Raw genomic sequence first — 17,479 nt, 5'->3', positions numbered from 1 at the left:
AGCATTTTTATGAAGTTACAAGAAAAACAGATGATCCATGGCTTTGCCGTCGACCGGTCCCGTTACGTACCGGAACTGCACAGCCAGGCCTATGAGCTGCACCACGTCCAGTCCGGTGCCCGCCTGTTATATATCCAGAATGACGACGACAATAAGGTCTTTTCCATTTCCTTCCGGACGACGCCGTCCGACAGCACTGGCGTACCCCATATCTGCGAACATTCGACGCTCTGCGGCTCGCGGAAGTTCCCCCTCAAGGAACCCTTTGTCGAACTGGTGAAGGGCTCGCTCAACACCTTCCTCAACGCCATGACCTTTCCGGACAAGACCATGTATCCCGTAGCCAGCCGCAACGCTGCTGATTTCAAGAACCTCATGGACGTCTATCTCGACGCCGTCTTCTTCCCGAACATGATTAAGGACAAACAGGTCCTCATGCAGGAAGGCTGGCATTATCATCTCGACTCGGCTGACGACGAGCTGACTTATCGCGGCGTCGTCTATAACGAAATGAAAGGCGTCTTCTCTTCACCGGACTCGCAGATGGAACGGCACGTCATGGATGCCCTCTTCCCGGATACGACGTATGGCGTCGAATCGGGCGGCAACCCCGATGATATCCCGAACTTGACGCAGGAAGGCTTTGCCGCTTTCCACGCCAAATATTATCACCCGTCGAACAGCTATATCTTCCTCTACGGCGATATGGATATCGACCAGACCCTGGCCTTCATCGACGGCGAATACCTGAGCCAGTTCCAGGCCCAGACCATCGATTCGGCCATCGGCCGCCAGGCCTGCCCGGGCAGCCAGGTCCAGACCTTCCCCTACGGCATTGCCACGGGAGAAAAGACGGACCACAAGACGCTGCACAGCCTGACCTATGTCATCGACGACGCCCTGGACCCGACGGTAGCCATGGCCTTCAAAGTCCTGACCTACGTCCTCCTGCAGTCGCCGGCAGCGCCGCTGAAGAAAGCCCTGGTCGATGCCGGTCTGGGCAAGGATATTTCCGGTGACTTCCAGGACGGTCTCCTGCAGCCCATGTGGGGCATTTCCGTCAATGGCTCGGACCCGGATAAACAGGACAAGATCCTGCCCATCGTCCGCGACGTCCTCAGCAACATGGTCCGCGACGGCCTGGACAAGACCCTGCTCACAGGCGCTTTGAACCGGACGGAATTCATCCTGCGCGAAGCCGATTTCGTCGGCCGCCCGAAGGGCCTCATCTACGGCATCCGCTGCATGGATACGTGGCTCTACGATATGGATCCCCTGGCTGCCCTGTCTTATGAAGGCTCCCTGGATGTGTTGCGCCGCGGCATCGACAACGGCTACTTTGAAGGCCTCATCCAGAAATACATCCTCGACAATCCCTATTACGCCCTGATCTCACTGGTACCGGAACCGGGCCTGACCGAACGGCACGACAAGGCCCTGGCCGACAAGCTGGCTGTTTACAAGGCTTCGCTCTCGAAAGAAGAAATCGACGCCATCGTAGCCGACTCCCAGGCCCTGCAGAAGCGGCAGGCCACGCCGGACTCGCCGGAAGCCCTGGAAACGATTCCGACCCTGACCCGGGACGACCTGGAAAAGAAGGCCGACACGATTGCCATGGAACAGCAGGATGTAGGCGGCGTCCCGGTCTGCTATGTCGCGGATGAAACGAACGGCATTACTTATGTCAATGCCTACTTCGACCTCCACGGCCTGACACGGGAAGAAATTTCCTATGTCTACCTGCTGAGCGACCTCATCGGCGATATGGATACGACAGACCATACGTATGGGGACATCGCGTCGCTCATCGACTTGTACACGGGCGGCATCGACTACAGCGTGTCGGCCTTTTCGAACCGGACGGACAACAAGGACTACATGCCGGTCTTCCGCTTCAAGGCCAAAGGCCTGACGCAGAACCTGGACAAACTCGTCGATTTGTTGAAGGAAATCTCCCTGCATACGGTCTTCACGAATAAGGACCGCCTGGTCGAACTCGTGGAAGAAACGAAGGCCGGCTGGGATATGGATGCCTTCCGCCGGGGCCATACGATCGTCATGCACCGCGTCTTGTCCTACGTTTCGCCAGTCGAAGCCTTCTGCGACGCCGGGGAATTGTCGTACTACGAATTCATTACCGATGTCGCCAGCCGCATCCACACGGACGCCGAAGCCATCGGCGCCAAACTCGCTGCGGTCATGAAGAAGATCTTCACCCGTTCGGCCCTGACCCTGGAAGTGACGGCCAGCCGGGACGACTGGCAGACGGCGAAAAACACTGTGTCGTCGTGGATCACGGCCCTGCCGCAGGGCGAAAAGCTCCAGGGCTTGTGCGATTTCGGCCTGTCCCGGAAGAATGAAGGCATCATGACCAGCGGCACGGTCCAGTACGTCGCCAAAGGCGGCAACTTCCGCAGCCACGGCTACGACTACGACGGCTCGCTCATGGTCCTCGATACGATCCTCCAGTACGGCTACTTGTGGACGAAGATCCGCGTCCAGGGCGGGGCGTACGGCGCCTTCACCCGTTTCTATGACAACGGCGACATGGTCTTCTGCTCGTACCGCGACCCCAATCTCCGCTCCAGCGTCGAAGCCTACGATGCCCTGGCAGATTATCTGGAATCCTTCGACGTGTCTGACCGGGAAATGACGAAATACGTCATCGGGACCTTGAGTCGCATCGACATCCCCTTGACGCCGTCCCTGCGGGGGGCCAAGGCCATGACCCGCTATTTCACGGGGACCACTGATGCCATTGCTCAGCAGCGCCGGGACCAGCTGCTGGCGACGACGGCCGCCGACATCCGGGCTCTGGCACCGCGCATCCGCGCCGTCATGGCCGATGACAATGTCTGCGTCATGGGCAGTGAAGCCAAGATACGCGAAGCGAAGGACTTGTTCACCAGCCTCATTTCGCTGCCCGATTAGGATGTGAGTGTCATGCGCGGACGTTTTGCGCCGAGCCCGACGGGCTATATCCATTTGGGAAATGTCTGGTCGGCTTTCTTGGCCTGGCTGCAAGTGCGCCAGGCCGGCGGGACCTTGGTCCTGCGGATCGAAGATATTGATGAACAGCGATCGAAACCCATCTTTACCCAGGCCCTCATGGAAGACCTGCACTGGCTGGGCCTCGATTGGGATGAAGGGCCTGACATAGGCGGACCTTACGGGCCGTACATCCAGCAGGAACGATACGACCGCTATGCGGCGGCCCTGGATACACTCAAAACCGCCGGCCTCTTGTATCCCTGTTATTGCAGCCGCGCCCGCCTGCAGGCCGTCGGCGCCCCTCATGCCGGCGAGCATACCGTCTACGACGGCCATTGCTACGGCCTGAGCGAAGCCCAGCGGAAGCAGATGACCAAGAAGCCGTCGTGGCGGGTCCATGTGCCGGAACGGACCATTTCCTTTACAGACGGCGTCTACGGGCCGTTCCACGAAGACTTGACGCGCTGCTGCGGCGACTTCGTCGTCCGCCGGGCCGACGACATGTATGCCTATCAGCTGGCCGTCTCCGTCGACGACGGGGCCATGGCCATCACCCATGTCCTGCGCGGCGAAGACCTGTTATCGTCGACGGCCCAGCAGATATGGCTCATGGAAACGTTGGGTTATACGCCGCCCGTATACACCCACGTGCCCATGCTCGTCGATGAAGTCGGGAACCGCCTATCCAAGCGCCAGCACGGCATCACTATCCGCTCCTTGCGGGACCGGGGCCTTACGGCAGAAGACATCTTATCCTACCTGGCCTACGCCGGCGGCCTGGTGCCGGAACGGCGCCGCTATAGCCGGGATGAACTTGTCCGGCGCTGCGATTTCCACAAATTGCGCACCGAGCCCATCGTCGTAAACATGCTGTAGGGGCCGCCCAAAGGGCGGCCCGCCAGAGGAGACGCACTCAGGTTCCTGTCATTATGCGAAGTTACTTTTCTCTATAGTTTGTAGTACGGAGTTTGTAGAAGATGGCTTTAAATTTAAAACTATTCACTACAAACTTCAAACTGCAAACTTTTAACTTGGACTACGAACTACGAACCACGAATCTCCCCAAGAAGTTTTGTCTGAAAGAAGAAACTTTCAGGCAAAACTTCTTTTTTTTCGCCATTATGTTGTCACGGCGTGTGGAAATGTGGTAAAATGTGGTGAAAAGTGAAAGGAGTTGCGGCCTTATGTTTATGGGTGAATATGAACATACCATCGATGCAAAAGGTCGCGTTATTTTGCCTGTCAAATTTCGGGACGAACTAGGGCCAAAGTTCGTCGTTACCCGCGGTTTGGAAGGCTGCCTTTCTGTCTATACGATGGAGGCGTGGATGCGGTTGGCCGGCAGTTTGAAAAAACTCCGGGCTTCTAAAGAAAATGTCCGCGCCTTCAAGCGGTTTGTCTTCGGCAGTGCTGCCGAAGTAGAATTCGATAAACAAGGCCGCATCCTGATTCCGGCGACATTGAGGGCCTATGCCAAGCTGGTCAAGGATGTGACTGTCCTGGGGACAGGGGATAAGGTCGAAATCTGGAGCAAAGACGCTTATGAAGCGTATGCTGCCAAGACCGTACCGGTCATGGAAGAAATTGCGGAAAGTCTCGACGATGCCCTGGACTTGGACTTTTAGGAGGAATTATGAATTTTCATCACGTCAGTGTGCTTCGTAAAGAAACCATAGATAACTTAATTACCGACCCTGACGGGATCTATGTCGATTGTACACTCGGCGGCGGTGGTCATTCCCGAGCGCTGGCCGAACGCTTGTCGCCTAAAGCGACGCTCATCGGCCTCGACCAGGACCGGGACGCCATTGCAGCGGCGACGGAACGGCTGAAGGATACGGCCTGCCGGCGTATCCTGGTACAGCGGAATTTCCGCTATCTGCCAGACGTGCTCGATGAATTGGGGATAGAAAAGGTGGACGGCGTCATGTTCGACCTCGGCGTGTCCAGCTATCAGCTCGATACGCCGGAACGGGGCTTTTCCTACATGCAGGACGGTCCCCTGGACATGCGCATGGACCGGGATCAGAAGCGCAGCGCTTACGATATCGTCAATGGCTACAGCCAGGCCGACTTATACCGCATCATCAAGACCTACGGCGAAGAACGGTGGGCCAAGCGCATTGCGGCCTTCATCGTCGAGGCGCGGCGGGAAAAGCCCTTGGAACGGACAGAAGAACTGGTCCAGGTCATCAAGAAGGCCATCCCGGCCGGTGCCCGAAAGGACGGACCCCATCCGGCCAAACGGACGTTCCAGGCCATCCGTATCGAAGTCAATGATGAACTGGGAATCCTTCACGATTCCCTGGAACAGGCTGCCCAGCGCCTGAAGCCGGGCGGACGGCTGTGCGTCATTACCTTCCATTCCCTGGAAGACCGCATTGCCAAACAGACGTTGAGGCTCTTGGCGACAGATTGTATCTGCCCGCCGGACATGCCCGTTTGTACGTGCCATCATCATGCCATCCTAAAAACGAAGCGCCAGCCCATCCTGCCGTCGCAGGAAGAACTGGATACGAATCCGCGGGCCCGCAGTGCGAAGCTCCGCGTCGGCATCCGCAAGTAACGGGGCCGGGCTATGATCATGGAAATGGATGTGTTGCGTATGCTGGTGAGGAAAGCCGGGAACATACATGGTGATAAGAGCATACCCTTATGGCGGACGGCTGCCGTAGACGCAATCCGGCGGGGGGCGGCTTACGTCCTGCTGCCGATTGGAATGATTGCGGCTATCGTGATCGTGTCCAATCTACTGACATCCTGGGCGTATCAGCAGAGTGGAGAACTCATGGAGGTGAAGCGCGAGACGCAGCAGCTGCAGCGTGAAAACGATGAACTGCGCGTCGAGATTTCCAAATTGGAAACACCGGAACGAATTTACACGACCGCGACGAAGCGACTGGGCATGGTAGCACCGTCACGGATCTTTTACGGGAGCCAGACGGACCAGGCCGCAAGGGGAAAACGTCGATAATTGCTTAAAACCGAGAGGTCGACGCACTTCGTGCGACGACCTCATTGTTGTTTAGCTTGTAGAGAATACAGAAAGAAGTCACAAGGAGGACCTATGATTATGACCAAAACGGTAGGAGAACTTTGTAAACAGATCAAGGGCATTTATAATCTCAATGGCAGTGCCGATACGGTGATCACCGGTATTTCATCGGATTCGCGCCAGATTGAAGCGGGCTATCTCTTCGTCTGCATTTCCGGTGTCCACGTCGATGGCGCCGCCTTTGCAGCCCAGGCTGTCGAAAAAGGGGCCGTCGCCGTCTTGACGACGAAACACCTCGACCTGCCCAAGAGCACTATCCAGATCCAGGTACCGGACATCCATCACGCCCTGGAAGACATAGTCCCGTTCTTTTATGATTATCCGGGCAAGAAGATGCGCATGATCGGCGTCACCGGCACTAACGGCAAGACGACGACGACTCACATCATCGCCCATATCCTGCGGGCTGCAGGCTATCATGTCGGCGTCATCGGCACCATCCACGCCCTCATCGACGATGAAGAACTGCCGATCCACAACACGACGCCGGATGTCGTCGAACTCCAGCACTTCCTGGCCCTCATGCAGGAAAAGGGCATGACCCATGTCGTCATGGAAGTTTCCAGCCATGCCCTGGCCTTGAACCGCGTCGCCGGCATCGAATACGATACGGCTGTCTTCACCAACCTGACCCAGGACCACCTCGATTTCCACAAGACCATGGAAAACTACGTCGCCGCCAAGGCCAAGCTCTTCCAGAGCCTGACCGCTGCCGACCACGTCAAGGAAAACAAGACGGCTGTCGTCAATATCGACGATCCCTGGTCCAAGGATATCCTCCAGGCCTGCCACTGCAAGGTCCTGACCTACGGTGTCGAAAAGAATGCCGACCTCAAAGGGTCCAACTTGAAAGTCGAATTGAAGAAATCCTCCTTTGATGTCGTCGGCCCCTTCGTCAACGTCCACCTCAACATGAATATCACGGGCTTGTTCAATGTCTACAATACGCTGGCTGCCATCGGCGCAGCCCATGCCGAAGGCGTCGATGAAGCCACTATCGACAAGGCTATCCAGACCTTTCACTCCGTACCGGGCCGTTTTGAACTCGTCGAAGCCGGTCAGGATTTCGCCATCGTCGTCGACTATTCCCATACGCCGGACAGCCTGCAGAAGGCTCTGGAAACGGCGCGGGCCATGAAGCCGAACCGCATCATCGCCGTCTTTGGCTGCGGCGGCGACCGCGATAAGACCAAGCGCCCCATCATGGGCCGCATCGGCGCCGAACTGGCCGATATCCCTATCGTCACGTCTGATAACCCCCGCTCGGAAAACCCGGAAACCATCGTTTCCGAAGTCGAAGCGGGCGTCAAGGAAGGTTTGAAACCGGGTCAGCACCATGAAGTCATCGTCAACCGCCGCGACGCCATTTACCGCGCCGTCGAACTGGCCCAGACCAACGACATCATCGTCATCGCCGGCAAGGGCCATGAAACGTATCAGATCCTCAACGACGGGACCATTCATTTCGATGACCGCGAAGAAGCGCGCAACGCCGTCCATGCACTGCACAGAGGAGATAAATAATGGCTGCTTTTACTAGCGAAGAAATAATCCAGGCCACTGGCGCCCGGCTCCTGAAGCCGGCCGCCTCTGTGTCTTTCAGCGATGTCTGCACGGATACGCGGGCCATCGCCAAGGGTTCGTTGTTCGTCGCCTTCAAAGGGACGTCTTTCAACGGCCATGATTTCGTAGATAAGGCCCTGGCTGCCGGCGCTGCCGGGGCAGTCGTATCGGAAGTGCGTCCGGAATATGAAGGGCTGACGGCGCCGATTTTCGTCGCCGCCGACACGCTCAAGGCCTATCAGGACCTGGCCCGCTTCCACCGCCGCCGCTTTGCCATCCCCGTCGTAGCCGTCACCGGTTCGGTCGGCAAGACGTCGACGCGCAATATGATCGCTACCGTCCTCAGCGAAAAGTACCGTGTCTTGCAGACGGAAAAGAATTTCAACAACGAAATCGGCCTGCCCAAGACGCTCTTGCAGCTGACGCCGGACCACGAAGCCTGCGTCGTAGAAATGGGTATGCGCGGCTTAGGCAGATTGCCGAACTGGCTGCCATCGGCGAACCGACTATCGGCGTCGTAACCAACGTCGGCAAGAGCCATATCGAACTGCTGGGCTCGCAGGAAAATATCGCCAAGGCCAAAGCCGAACTCGTCCAGGCCCTGGATGAAAAGGGGACGGCTGTCCTCAACGGCGACGATCCCTTCGTCCGCCCGATGACGGCTTTGTGCAAAGGGAAGACTGTCCTCTATGGGACCGATGACCAGGCGGCTGTACGGGCAGACCATATCGTCTGCGACCAGCAGGGCGTCCGCTTCCATTGCAGCGGCGCCGGCCAGTCTTTCGACGTTTCCGTGCCGGTCATCGGCGGCCACAACGTCTACAATGCCCTGGCAGCCATTGCCGTCGGCCAGCTGACGGGCCTGAGCGCGGCTGAGATACAGCGCGGCCTGGCATCGTACCACGGCATGGCCATGCGCCAGGAACTGCTGCATATCGGGCCGTATACCTTCATCAACGATACGTATAATGCCAATCCCGCGTCCATGGCCGAAGCCATCCGCACGCTGGACCTGCTGACAAAGGGCCGCAAGATCGCCGTCCTCGGCGGCATGGGCGAACTGGGAGACTGGGCGAAACGGGAACACGAAACCATTGGCCGCCTCGTCGCCCAGACCGGTCTCGATGCCCTCATCACGATGGGCGATTTAGCCAAAGATATCGCTCAATCGGCGAAAGCTGCAGGCATGACGGCCGTCTATACGACGGATACGCATGAACAGGCGGCGCGCCAGCTGAAAGAACTCCTCCACGATGGCGATACAGTCCTCCTCAAGGGCTCGCGGAGCTTTGCCATGGAAAAAATACTGCCCTATTTTGAAAGGAAGTAATGTGAATGTTTAAAATGCTGATTCTCAGCTTCATCGTCAGCCTGGTCATCGGCCTGGTCTTCGGACCGCTGGTCATCAAGGAATTGAAAAAATTCCATGCCCGCCAGTCCGAAAGGGAAGAAGGGCCGCAGAGCCACAAATATAAAGCCGGGACGCCGACTATGGGCGGCATCCTCATCCTGACGGCGCTGACCGTATCGTGCCTCATCTTCGATCCGATGGACCTGCGCAAAGGCCTGGCCTTATTCCTGGCTTTGGGGCATGGCGTCATCGGCTTCCTCGATGACAGCATCAAGGCCATCAAGCACCGCAACCTGGGTCTTACGGCGAAACAGAAACTGGCCGGCCAGTTCGTCATGGCCGCGATTTTCTGCTACATCCTCGATGCCTTTCTCCATTTCCCGACGACCTTGTGGATTCCCTTTACTTCCATCACTGTCGATTTGGGCATGTTCTACTATCTCTTCGTCTTCGTCATGATCGTCGGCACGAGCAATGCCGTCAACCTGACCGACGGCCTCGACGGCCTGGCTGCCGGGTCCTGCGCCATTACGTCCGTTGCCTACGTCGTCATCGCCGTCGCCCTGGGCTATACCCATTTCGCTATCTTTGGCACGGCCCTGACCGGGGCCTGCCTGGGCTTCCTCTTCTATAACCAGCATCCGGCCAAGATGTTCATGGGCGATACGGGCTCTTTGGCTCTGGGCGGTGCCCTGGCAGCTATGGCCATTTTGACCAAGACGGAACTGCTCCTCATCCTGGCTGGCGGCTTGTACGTCATCGAAGCCCTGTCGGTCATCATCCAGGTCATTTCCTTCAAGACCCGCGGTGTCCGCGTCTTCAAGATGAGCCCGATCCACCACCACTTTGAGCTGTCTGGCTGGAGTGAAGTCAAGGTCGTCACTGTGTTCTGGAGCTTCTCGGCTCTCATGGCGATCCTGTCCATTATCGTCGTACTGGCCTGCAAATAGGGCCTGCGGCTTTTCTGATTGAACTACGATATTTTATATAAAGCAGGTGTTGGCAATGAGCATCATGGATTTTTCTGGAAAACATTTCTTAGTCATCGGCGCAGGCATCAGCGGCCGCGCTGCCTCTCTGGCCCTGGCAGGTCATGGCGGGTCCGTTACGCTGAATGATATGAAGGCCATCGATACGGCGGAACAGCCGTGGCCGGATATAAAGGCCGCCGGCGTCCAGCTGGTCTTCGGCAGCCAGGAAACGGCTCTTTTGGACGGCATGGATGTCGTCGTCCCGTCGCCGGTCATTTCTCCGGAAATCCCGATCATGAAAGAAGCGGCCCGCCGCGGCCTGCCAATCTGGAGTGAAGTCGAAGTCGCCTGCCGGGTCACCGATGCTGACATGATCGGCATTACTGGGACCAATGGCAAGACGACGACGACGACCCTGGTCGGCGAAATCATGAAGGCCACAGGCCGTCAGACCGTCGTCGGCGGCAATATCGGCTACGGCCTGTCGGCCCAGGCCGACAACCTGCCAAAAGAAGCCGTCGTCGTCGCTGAACTGTCCAGTTTCCAGCTCGAATTCACGCACAGCATCAAGGCCAAGGCCGCGACAATCCTCAACATCACGCCGGACCACCTGGACCGCCATCATACGATGGAAGGCTATGCCGCTGCCAAGGAACGGATTTTCCTCAACCAGGACAAGGGCGATTACGCTGTCCTCAATTACGATGACGAACGGGTACGGGCCATGGCGAAAGACATGACCGGTACGGTCGTCTATTTCTCGACGTGCGGCGAAGTCCCGGAAGGGGCCTTTTATCGGGACGGACAGCTTATCCTGCGCCTCCATGGCCAGGATACCGTCGTCTGTGCCGAAACGGACCTGCACCTCTTCGGCAAGCATAATATCCAGAATTGCCTGGCTGCGATTCTCTTGACCTATGCTGCCGGAGCGCCCCTCGACGTCATCCGCCAGGTCCTCAAGGCTTTCAAAGGCGTCGAACACCGCCTGGAAAAAGTGCGGACCATCCACGGCGTCACCTATTACAACGACTCGAAGGGGACCAACGTCGATGCGTCCATGAAGGCCCTGGAAGCCTTCCCGCAGGGGCACCTCATCCTCATTGCCGGCGGCTATGACAAGAAGACGCCCCTCGATGACTTCATGGCCTTGGCGGCGAAACGCGTCGATACGCTGATCCTCATCGGCGATGCGGCCGAACGCTTCGAAGCCGCTGCCAAGAAGGCGGGTATCCAGGATATCCGCCGCACTGGTTACAGCATGGAAGGGGCCATCATGCTGGCCCGCAAAATTGCCAAGGCACCGCAGGCCGTCCTCTTGTCGCCGGCTTGCTCGAGCTTTGACATGTATGATAATTTTGAACAGCGCGGACGTGTCTTCAAGGGCATCGTCAACGCCATTTAACGATATTTAGAAGAAACAACAGGAGGCAGGAACATGCGTCGAGTCATTATTTCCGGAGGTGGCACAGGCGGCCATATCTACCCGGCGATTACCATTGCCCGGGCGATTGCCGACATTGAGCCCACCGAATTTCTCTACGTCGGCTCCAAAATCGGCCTGGAAAATACATTGATCCCTAAAGAAGGCTTGCCTTTCGTCACCCTCGACGTGCGGGGCCTGGAACGGAAGATTTCCGTCCGCAACCTCGTCACCCTGGGCAAGACGGCAGGCAGTCTGATCAAGGCAGAAGGCATTATCCACAAATTCAAACCGGACGTCGTCATCGGGACGGGCGGTTTCGTCTGCGGTCCGGTCCTTTTGGCAGCCAGCCTGAGTGGTGTGCCCACACTGATACAGGAACAGAACGTCATCCCCGGCGTTACCAATACGATTTTGAGCCGCTTCGTCAACCGCGTAGCCCTGGGCTATGAAGAGGCAGCGGCCCGTTTCAAGCGCAAGGATATCCTGGTCTATACGGGCAATCCCGTCCGCAAGGATATCCTCACGGTGACGCGGGAAGAAGGGCGCAAGGCCCTGGGCCTGGACCCGGATAAGTTTACGCTCCTCGTCGCCGGCGGCAGCCGCGGCGCCCGCAGCATCAACACGGCGATGATCGAAGTCCACAAGTATTTCCGCAACGACGACCATATCCAGATTCTCCACGTCACGGGGGACCATGAATACGACCGCGTCGTCAAGCAGCTGCCGGGCATCGAATGCCGCGGCCGCTATGGCAAGGGAAGCCGTATCATCCCGTACCTGCATCATATGCCCGACGCCCTGGCCGCCTGCGACCTGGCCGTCTACCGGGCCGGTGCCGTCGGTCTGGCTGAACTGACCGTCCGCGGCGTGCCGTCCATCCTCATTCCCTATCCCTATGCAGCCGAAGACCACCAGCGCTACAATGCCCAGGCCCTGGTCATGTGCGGCGCTGCCAAGATGATCCTCGACAAGATGCTGACAGGCCGGGAATTGTTAGAAGAAATCATTCATTTAAAAGACGATCCGAAGGCACTGGCAGCGATGGCGAAAGCCAGCCGCTCCATGGGCAAGCCACAGGCGGCACACGATATTGCCGAACTGGCCTTGTCGATTGCCCGCAAACGTCGTCCGTAAGAGGAAAAGAAGGGTGTGGAATAAACCTATGGTTAATCTGAACGATGTTACCAACGTTCATTTTATCGGCATTGCCGGCGCTGGGATGCGGGCAATTGCCAATGTTTTCATTGAAAAAGGATATCATGTGTCCGGTTCGGACCTCAAAGCGTCTCCGGTAACGGAACAGTTCGCCAAAAAAGGGGCCCGTATCTGTATCGGCCAGCGTCCGGAAAACCTGCAGGACGCCCAGGTCGTCGTCATTTCATCGGCTATCCGCGATACCAATGTGGAACTGGCCGAAGCGCGCCGCCGCGGTATTCCTGTCATCCATCGCTCGGATGCCCTGGTCCATATCATGAGCTGGGGGAAGGGGATTTCCGTAGCCGGTGCCCACGGCAAGACGACGACATCGTCCATGCTGGGCCAGGTCTTTGAAGAATGTCATCAGGACCCGACCATCGTCATCGGCGGCGAAGTCGATTACCTGCATAGCAATTCCATCCTGGGGAAAGGCGCCTATGTCATCGCCGAAGCTGATGAAAGCGATGGGACTTTCCTCAAGCAGAACCCTTATATCGCCGTCGTCACCAATATCGACGCCGACCATATGGACCATTACGGCTCGCTGGAAAACGTCATCGCCGCTTTCAAGCAGTTCATCCAGAAGCTCGACCCTGAAGAAGGCCTGGCCGTCTTGTGCTTTGAAAACGACAAGATCCGCGCCCTGGCCCCGCAGACGGGCCGCCGCTACGTATCTTACGGCATCGAACAGCCGGCGGACTATCAGGCCAGCGACCTGCATTACCTCAAGGGCAAGCTCCATTTTTCCGTCTATAAGCACGGCGAAAAGATGGGGGATATGGTCCTCAACGTACCGGGACGCCACAACGTCCTCAACGCCCTGGCGACGACAGCCGTCGCCGATGCCTGCGGCCTGCCCTTCGACGGCATCGCGTCGGCCATGAGCCATTTCCACGGCGCCAAACGGCGTTTCCAGACCAAGGGCTTCGTCGGTGACGTCTGGGTCGTCGACGACTATGCCCACCATCCGACGGAAATCAATGCGACCTTGACGGCTGCCCGCGATATGGGGACGCACCGCGTCGTCTGCCTCTTCCAGCCGCACCGCTACACGCGGACGAAGCTGCTCCTCGACCAGTACGGCAGCGCCTTTGCCAAAGCCGATAAACTCATCGTCACCGACGTCTACAGTGCCGGTGAAGACCCCATCCCCGGTGTATCAGGGGAACTCATTGCCAAGAAGGTCAAGGAAACGACGGGACAAGATGTCACCTATATCCCGCACAAAGAAGACTTAGTGGCTTATTTAAAGGAAAATTCCCGGCCTCTCGACCTGGTCATCACCATGGGGGCCGGAGACATTTATAAAGTCGGCGAAGCCTATCTCGCTGAAGCTAAAGAAATGGAGAAATAAGGAAATGGAAGACATGAAAGATAAAAAAATTGCCGTCGTCGTCGGCGGTCCTTCGACAGAAGCAGAAGTATCGCGCCGCACTGGGGCTGCCATTGCTGACGCTTTGACGAAAAAGGGATATCACATCGAAACGATCGAACTCGTACCGAAAGAATTCGCCAAGACCTTGACCGAAAAGGGTATCGACATCGTCTTCAACGCCCTTCACGGCCGCTACGGCGAAGACGGTGTCATCCAGGGCTTGTGTGAAATGATGGGGATCCCCTATACCGGTCCCGGCGTCATGGCCAGTGCTGTTGGCATGAACAAGGTCATGAGCAAGGCCGCTTTCCAGGGGGCCGGCATTGCTACAGCGCCCTTTGCCTACTATTTCGCCACTCAGGACCGCGAAGCCATCACTGCCGACATTGAACAGCGCTTCGACCTGCCTGTCGTCATCAAGTCGTCCGGTCAGGGCTCGAGTATCGGCACGGTCATTGTCCAGACCAAGGAGGAACTCCGTCCGGCCCTGGAAGAAGCCTTCAAGTACAGCGCTTCGCTGGTAGCCGAAGCCTTCATCGATGGCGATGAATTCACCGTCGCCGTCATGGACGACGTCGCCTTCCCGGTCATCCAGATCGTGTCCAGCACGGGCAAGTACGACTTCTATTCCAAGTATGCCCCTGGCGTCGCCAAGCATCTCTGCCCGGCTCCGATTTCGCCGGAACTGACCAAAGAAATGCAGGACCTGGCCCTGAATGTCTTCCATCTGTGCCACTGCAGCGGCGTATCCCGCGTCGATATCATGACCGACAAAGAAGGCCATCCGTTCGTCCTGGAAATCAACACCGTCCCGGGCATGACGGCGACCAGCCTGGTCCCCGATGCCGCCCGGGCCATGGGAATGTCCTTTGAAGATTTGTGTGAAAAGATTTTGCTGGAAGCATCGGTAGGTAAGTTTTAATGGGAAAGAAATCATATCATACGGGGCAGCGACGGGTCGTGCTGCCTAACGATTCTCATGATGTGTTTGTTCCTCCTCATCTTGAGAACGACCCGCTGAACGAACCGGACCGGGAAGCCCTGGCCGCCAAGAAAGAAGCCCAGCGCCGCCGCAAGGCCCGCCAGGCAGCACGGCTGAAGAAGAAAAAGGCTCGGCAGAAACAGATTTGGGCCCGGCGCCGCCGTATCGGCTGTATCTTTACGGTCCTCGGCGTCTTCGTTATCTGGCTCTTCCTGCGCCTGGCGCCGGTCTCTTTCGGGACGATCATCGTCGATGGCAACGAGAACATGTCCTTTGAAGACGTCTACCGGGCCTGCGGGGCTTATTCCTATGTCAACGTCGTCCAGTTGTCGACAGACGATGTGGAAGAACGGTTGAAGAAAGACCTGCGCATTGCCGACGCGACAGTGACGCGGGAATTCCCGGCGACGATCCACGTCACCCTGACAGAACGCAAGCCAGCCGCTGTCATCACGACGCTATACGGCTTCGCCTATGTCGACAAGACGGGGCGGGTCATCGAACTGGGGCCGCAGATCAAGGGTGTATCCCTGCCAATCATGACGGGCAAGAAAGTCGATAACCTGCTCTTAGGCGATACGGTGACAGATCCGACCCTCCATTCGGCCATGGTCTATCTCCAGAGCCTGCCGCCGGATATTCTCAAGAATATCGCTGAAATCAACGTGGGAAATCCCGAAAGCATCGTCGCCTATACGACCGATTCCATCCCTATCCACCTGGCCAGCGGCGATGAACCGGCAGAACGGGCGAAGCTGACGGAAACGCTGCTGGCCGAAGTTCAGGAAAATCATCTGGCCGTCCAATACATCGACACGGATGTGCGCTCGCCCCTTGTCAAGACGAAATAAGGCGCATAGGGCCTTGATTTTCAAAAACAGGTAGATAAATTTTCTAAGATAGTGTAAAATAATAAGGAATCCTACTGCACAGGGTGTGCGTTATAGAGTCTGAAGGAGGAAAATGCGATATGGCAGAGTTTGCAAACATAAAAGTAATAGGTGTCGGTGGCGGCGGTAACAACGCTGTCAACCGTATGATAGAAAGCGGCTTGCAGGGCGTCCAGTTCATTTCGGTCAATACGGAAGACCAGGTCCTGGAAGTATCCAAAGCCGATGTCAAGATCCAGATCGGTGAAAAATTGACGCGCGGCCTCGGCGCCGGTGCCAATCCCCAGGTCGGCGAACAGGCTGCCCTGGAAAGCAAAGAAGAAATCGTCAAGGCCCTGCAGGGTGCCGACATGGTCTTCGTCACAGCCGGCATGGGCGGCGGTACCGGTACCGGTGCAGCTCCTATCGTTGCCGAATGTGCCAAGGAAATGGGGGCCCTCACGGTGGCTGTCGTTACCAAGCCGTTCTCTTTTGAAGGGAAACGCCGTAAGGAAGTCGCTGATAAAGGTGCCGACTACTTGAAAGAAAAGGTCGACACGATCATCACTATCCCTAACGATAAATTGCTCCAGATCATCGACAAGAAGACGCCCCTCAAGGACGCATTCCTCGTCGCTGACGATGTCCTCCGCCAGGGCGTACAGGGCATTTCCGATTTGATTACGACGACAGGCCTCATCAACCTCGACTTCGCCGATGTCAAGACCATCATGTCCGACCAGGGCGAAGCTATCATGGGTATCGGCGTCGGCTCCGGTGAAAACCGTGCTGTCGAAGCTGTCGATGGAGCTATCCACAGCGCCCTCCTGGAAACGAGCATCGACGGTGCCCAGAGCATCTTGCTCAACGTTACCGGCGGCCCGGATATCAGCTTGTACGAAATCAACGAAGCAGCTGAAAAAGTGGCTGAAGCTGTCGATCCGGAAGCCAACATCATCTTTGGTTCCGTCATTGATCCGGATATGGAAGATTCCATCCGCATCACTGTCGTGGCTACGGGTTTTGGCAAAGAACCGTCTTCGATTCCCGCATTTGGCCAGGGCACTGGTACAGCAGCCAAAGCCGGCGATACGAAAGACAATGCCGGCGGCGTAGAAATTCCTACGTGGATGAGATAATCAGCATGAAAAAAGCGGATCCCGGCGGACCCGCTTTTTTTTAAAAATACCGTCGAGAAGAAGGTAGGAGGAAAAAACATGAGATGCCCATTTTGCCAATGTGCAGATACAAAAGTAACGGATTCGCGGGCTACCGATGACGGCAAGGCCATCCGTCGCCGACGCGAATGCCAGCAGTGCGGCCGCCGTTTCACGACGTATGAAATGGTCGAAGAAGTGCCGCTCGTCGTCGTCAAGAAAGATGGCCGTCATGAATTATTCGACCGCAACAAATTATTGAACGGCCTGCTCCGGGCCTGCAACAAGCGGGAAGTCACGCGGCAGCAGCTGGAGGACATCGTCACCAAGGTCGAGCGTAACATCCGCAATACCCTGGCCCAGGAAGTGTCCAGTGAAAAGATAGGGGAAATGGTCCTCAGCGAGCTGCGCTCTGTCGATGAAGTCGCTTATATCCGCTTTGCTTCCGTATACCGCGAATTCGCCGATCTGGACAGTTTCATGGCTGAACTGCAGCATCTCATGGGCACGAAAGAAAAGAAATAAGAGACCGGAATCGAGGAACA

At 57.0% G+C, this 17,479-nt stretch carries 14 protein-coding genes and 1 pseudogene; all 15 read left to right on the top strand.

Annotated features, from left to right (window positions below):
* The first annotated feature begins 9 nt into the window (after window positions 1-9).
* The 15 genes and pseudogenes from NM10_RS05140 (at window position 10) to nrdR (ending at window position 17,459) form a co-directional block, all read left to right on the top strand.
* Window positions 10-2,931 (top strand): insulinase family protein, encoded by a 2,922-nt coding sequence (locus NM10_RS05140; RefSeq protein WP_020310535.1) that lies wholly within the window; start codon window positions 10-12, stop codon window positions 2,929-2,931.
* A gap of 12 nt (window positions 2,932-2,943) precedes the next feature.
* Window positions 2,944-3,867: a tRNA glutamyl-Q(34) synthetase GluQRS gene (gene gluQRS, locus NM10_RS05135; protein ID WP_020310534.1), complete on the top strand. Its 924-nt coding sequence runs from the start codon at window positions 2,944-2,946 to the stop codon at window positions 3,865-3,867.
* A gap of 308 nt (window positions 3,868-4,175) precedes the next feature.
* Window positions 4,176-4,616 (top strand): division/cell wall cluster transcriptional repressor MraZ, encoded by a 441-nt coding sequence (gene mraZ / locus NM10_RS05130; protein ID WP_020310533.1) that lies wholly within the window; start codon window positions 4,176-4,178, stop codon window positions 4,614-4,616.
* 8 nt (window positions 4,617-4,624) lie between these two features.
* The gene (rsmH, locus tag NM10_RS05125) at window positions 4,625-5,557 is read left to right on the top strand and encodes a 16S rRNA (cytosine(1402)-N(4))-methyltransferase RsmH (protein ID WP_020310532.1); all 933 of its coding nucleotides are present in this window, start codon (window positions 4,625-4,627) and stop codon (window positions 5,555-5,557) included.
* Window positions 5,558-5,596: 39 nt separating this feature from the next.
* A complete protein-coding gene (gene ftsL, locus NM10_RS05120) occupies window positions 5,597-5,965 on the top strand; it encodes a cell division protein FtsL (RefSeq protein ID WP_239639619.1) in 369 nt (122 codons plus the stop codon).
* 99 nt (window positions 5,966-6,064) lie between these two features.
* Window positions 6,065-7,570 carry a UDP-N-acetylmuramoyl-L-alanyl-D-glutamate--2,6-diaminopimelate ligase gene (locus NM10_RS05115; protein WP_020310530.1) on the top strand — a complete coding sequence of 502 codons (1,506 nt, stop codon included), beginning with the start codon at window positions 6,065-6,067 and terminating at the stop codon, window positions 7,568-7,570.
* A pseudogene (locus NM10_RS05110) lies at window positions 7,570-8,939 on the top strand (UDP-N-acetylmuramoyl-tripeptide--D-alanyl-D-alanine ligase). The gene NM10_RS05115 and the pseudogene NM10_RS05110 overlap by 1 nt, the downstream one beginning before the upstream one ends.
* 5 nt (window positions 8,940-8,944) lie before the next feature.
* Window positions 8,945-9,910 carry a phospho-N-acetylmuramoyl-pentapeptide-transferase gene (gene mraY / locus NM10_RS05105; RefSeq protein WP_020310529.1) on the top strand — a complete coding sequence of 322 codons (966 nt, stop codon included), beginning with the start codon at window positions 8,945-8,947 and terminating at the stop codon, window positions 9,908-9,910.
* A gap of 55 nt (window positions 9,911-9,965) precedes the next feature.
* Complete coding sequence (gene murD / locus NM10_RS05100; protein ID WP_020310528.1) at window positions 9,966-11,333, top strand: UDP-N-acetylmuramoyl-L-alanine--D-glutamate ligase; 1,368 nt, start codon at window positions 9,966-9,968, stop codon at window positions 11,331-11,333.
* A 33-nt stretch (window positions 11,334-11,366) separates the two neighbouring features.
* Window positions 11,367-12,488 carry an undecaprenyldiphospho-muramoylpentapeptide beta-N-acetylglucosaminyltransferase gene (gene murG, locus NM10_RS05095; RefSeq protein WP_020310527.1) on the top strand — a complete coding sequence of 374 codons (1,122 nt, stop codon included), beginning with the start codon at window positions 11,367-11,369 and terminating at the stop codon, window positions 12,486-12,488.
* A gap of 28 nt (window positions 12,489-12,516) precedes the next feature.
* Window positions 12,517-13,905, top strand: a complete 1,389-nt coding sequence (gene murC, locus NM10_RS05090; protein ID WP_020310526.1) for a UDP-N-acetylmuramate--L-alanine ligase — start codon at window positions 12,517-12,519, stop codon at window positions 13,903-13,905.
* A 4-nt stretch (window positions 13,906-13,909) separates the two neighbouring features.
* The gene (locus tag NM10_RS05085; protein ID WP_020310525.1) at window positions 13,910-14,848 is read left to right on the top strand and encodes a D-alanine--D-alanine ligase; all 939 of its coding nucleotides are present in this window, start codon (window positions 13,910-13,912) and stop codon (window positions 14,846-14,848) included.
* The gene (locus NM10_RS05080; protein WP_020310524.1) at window positions 14,848-15,759 is read left to right on the top strand and encodes a cell division protein FtsQ/DivIB; all 912 of its coding nucleotides are present in this window, start codon (window positions 14,848-14,850) and stop codon (window positions 15,757-15,759) included. The genes NM10_RS05085 and NM10_RS05080 overlap by 1 nt, the downstream gene beginning before the upstream one ends.
* 119 nt (window positions 15,760-15,878) lie before the next feature.
* Window positions 15,879-16,916: a cell division protein FtsZ gene (gene ftsZ / locus NM10_RS05075; protein WP_020310523.1), complete on the top strand. Its 1,038-nt coding sequence runs from the start codon at window positions 15,879-15,881 to the stop codon at window positions 16,914-16,916.
* Window positions 16,917-16,994: 78 nt separating this feature from the next.
* Window positions 16,995-17,459 carry a transcriptional regulator NrdR gene (gene nrdR, locus NM10_RS05070; RefSeq protein WP_020310522.1) on the top strand — a complete coding sequence of 155 codons (465 nt, stop codon included), beginning with the start codon at window positions 16,995-16,997 and terminating at the stop codon, window positions 17,457-17,459.
* Window positions 17,460-17,479 lie beyond the last annotated feature (20 nt).

This window comes from Megasphaera sp. NM10, assembly GCF_000417505.1.
GTDB classification, from domain to species: Bacteria; Bacillota; Negativicutes; order Veillonellales; family Megasphaeraceae; genus Megasphaera; species Megasphaera intestinihominis.
This window is presented reverse-complemented; position numbering and strand designations above follow the sequence as displayed.

Coding starts and splice junctions, on each gene's coding strand:
- rsmH (WP_020310532.1), top strand. CDS start 4,625: ATGAATTTTCATCACGTCAGTGTGCTTCGTAAAGAAACCATAGATAAC.
- murG (WP_020310527.1), top strand. CDS start 11,367: ATGCGTCGAGTCATTATTTCCGGAGGTGGCACAGGCGGCCATATCTAC.
- gluQRS (WP_020310534.1), top strand. CDS start 2,944: ATGCGCGGACGTTTTGCGCCGAGCCCGACGGGCTATATCCATTTGGGA.
- mraY (WP_020310529.1), top strand. CDS start 8,945: ATGTTTAAAATGCTGATTCTCAGCTTCATCGTCAGCCTGGTCATCGGC.
- NM10_RS05085 (WP_020310525.1), top strand. CDS start 13,910: ATGGAAGACATGAAAGATAAAAAAATTGCCGTCGTCGTCGGCGGTCCT.
- NM10_RS05080 (WP_020310524.1), top strand. CDS start 14,848: ATGGGAAAGAAATCATATCATACGGGGCAGCGACGGGTCGTGCTGCCT.
- murC (WP_020310526.1), top strand. CDS start 12,517: ATGGTTAATCTGAACGATGTTACCAACGTTCATTTTATCGGCATTGCC.
- NM10_RS05140 (WP_020310535.1), top strand. CDS start 10: ATGAAGTTACAAGAAAAACAGATGATCCATGGCTTTGCCGTCGACCGG.
- ftsL (WP_239639619.1), top strand. CDS start 5,597: ATGCTGGTGAGGAAAGCCGGGAACATACATGGTGATAAGAGCATACCC.
- mraZ (WP_020310533.1), top strand. CDS start 4,176: ATGTTTATGGGTGAATATGAACATACCATCGATGCAAAAGGTCGCGTT.
- ftsZ (WP_020310523.1), top strand. CDS start 15,879: ATGGCAGAGTTTGCAAACATAAAAGTAATAGGTGTCGGTGGCGGCGGT.
- NM10_RS05115 (WP_020310530.1), top strand. CDS start 6,065: ATGACCAAAACGGTAGGAGAACTTTGTAAACAGATCAAGGGCATTTAT.
- murD (WP_020310528.1), top strand. CDS start 9,966: ATGAGCATCATGGATTTTTCTGGAAAACATTTCTTAGTCATCGGCGCA.
- nrdR (WP_020310522.1), top strand. CDS start 16,995: ATGAGATGCCCATTTTGCCAATGTGCAGATACAAAAGTAACGGATTCG.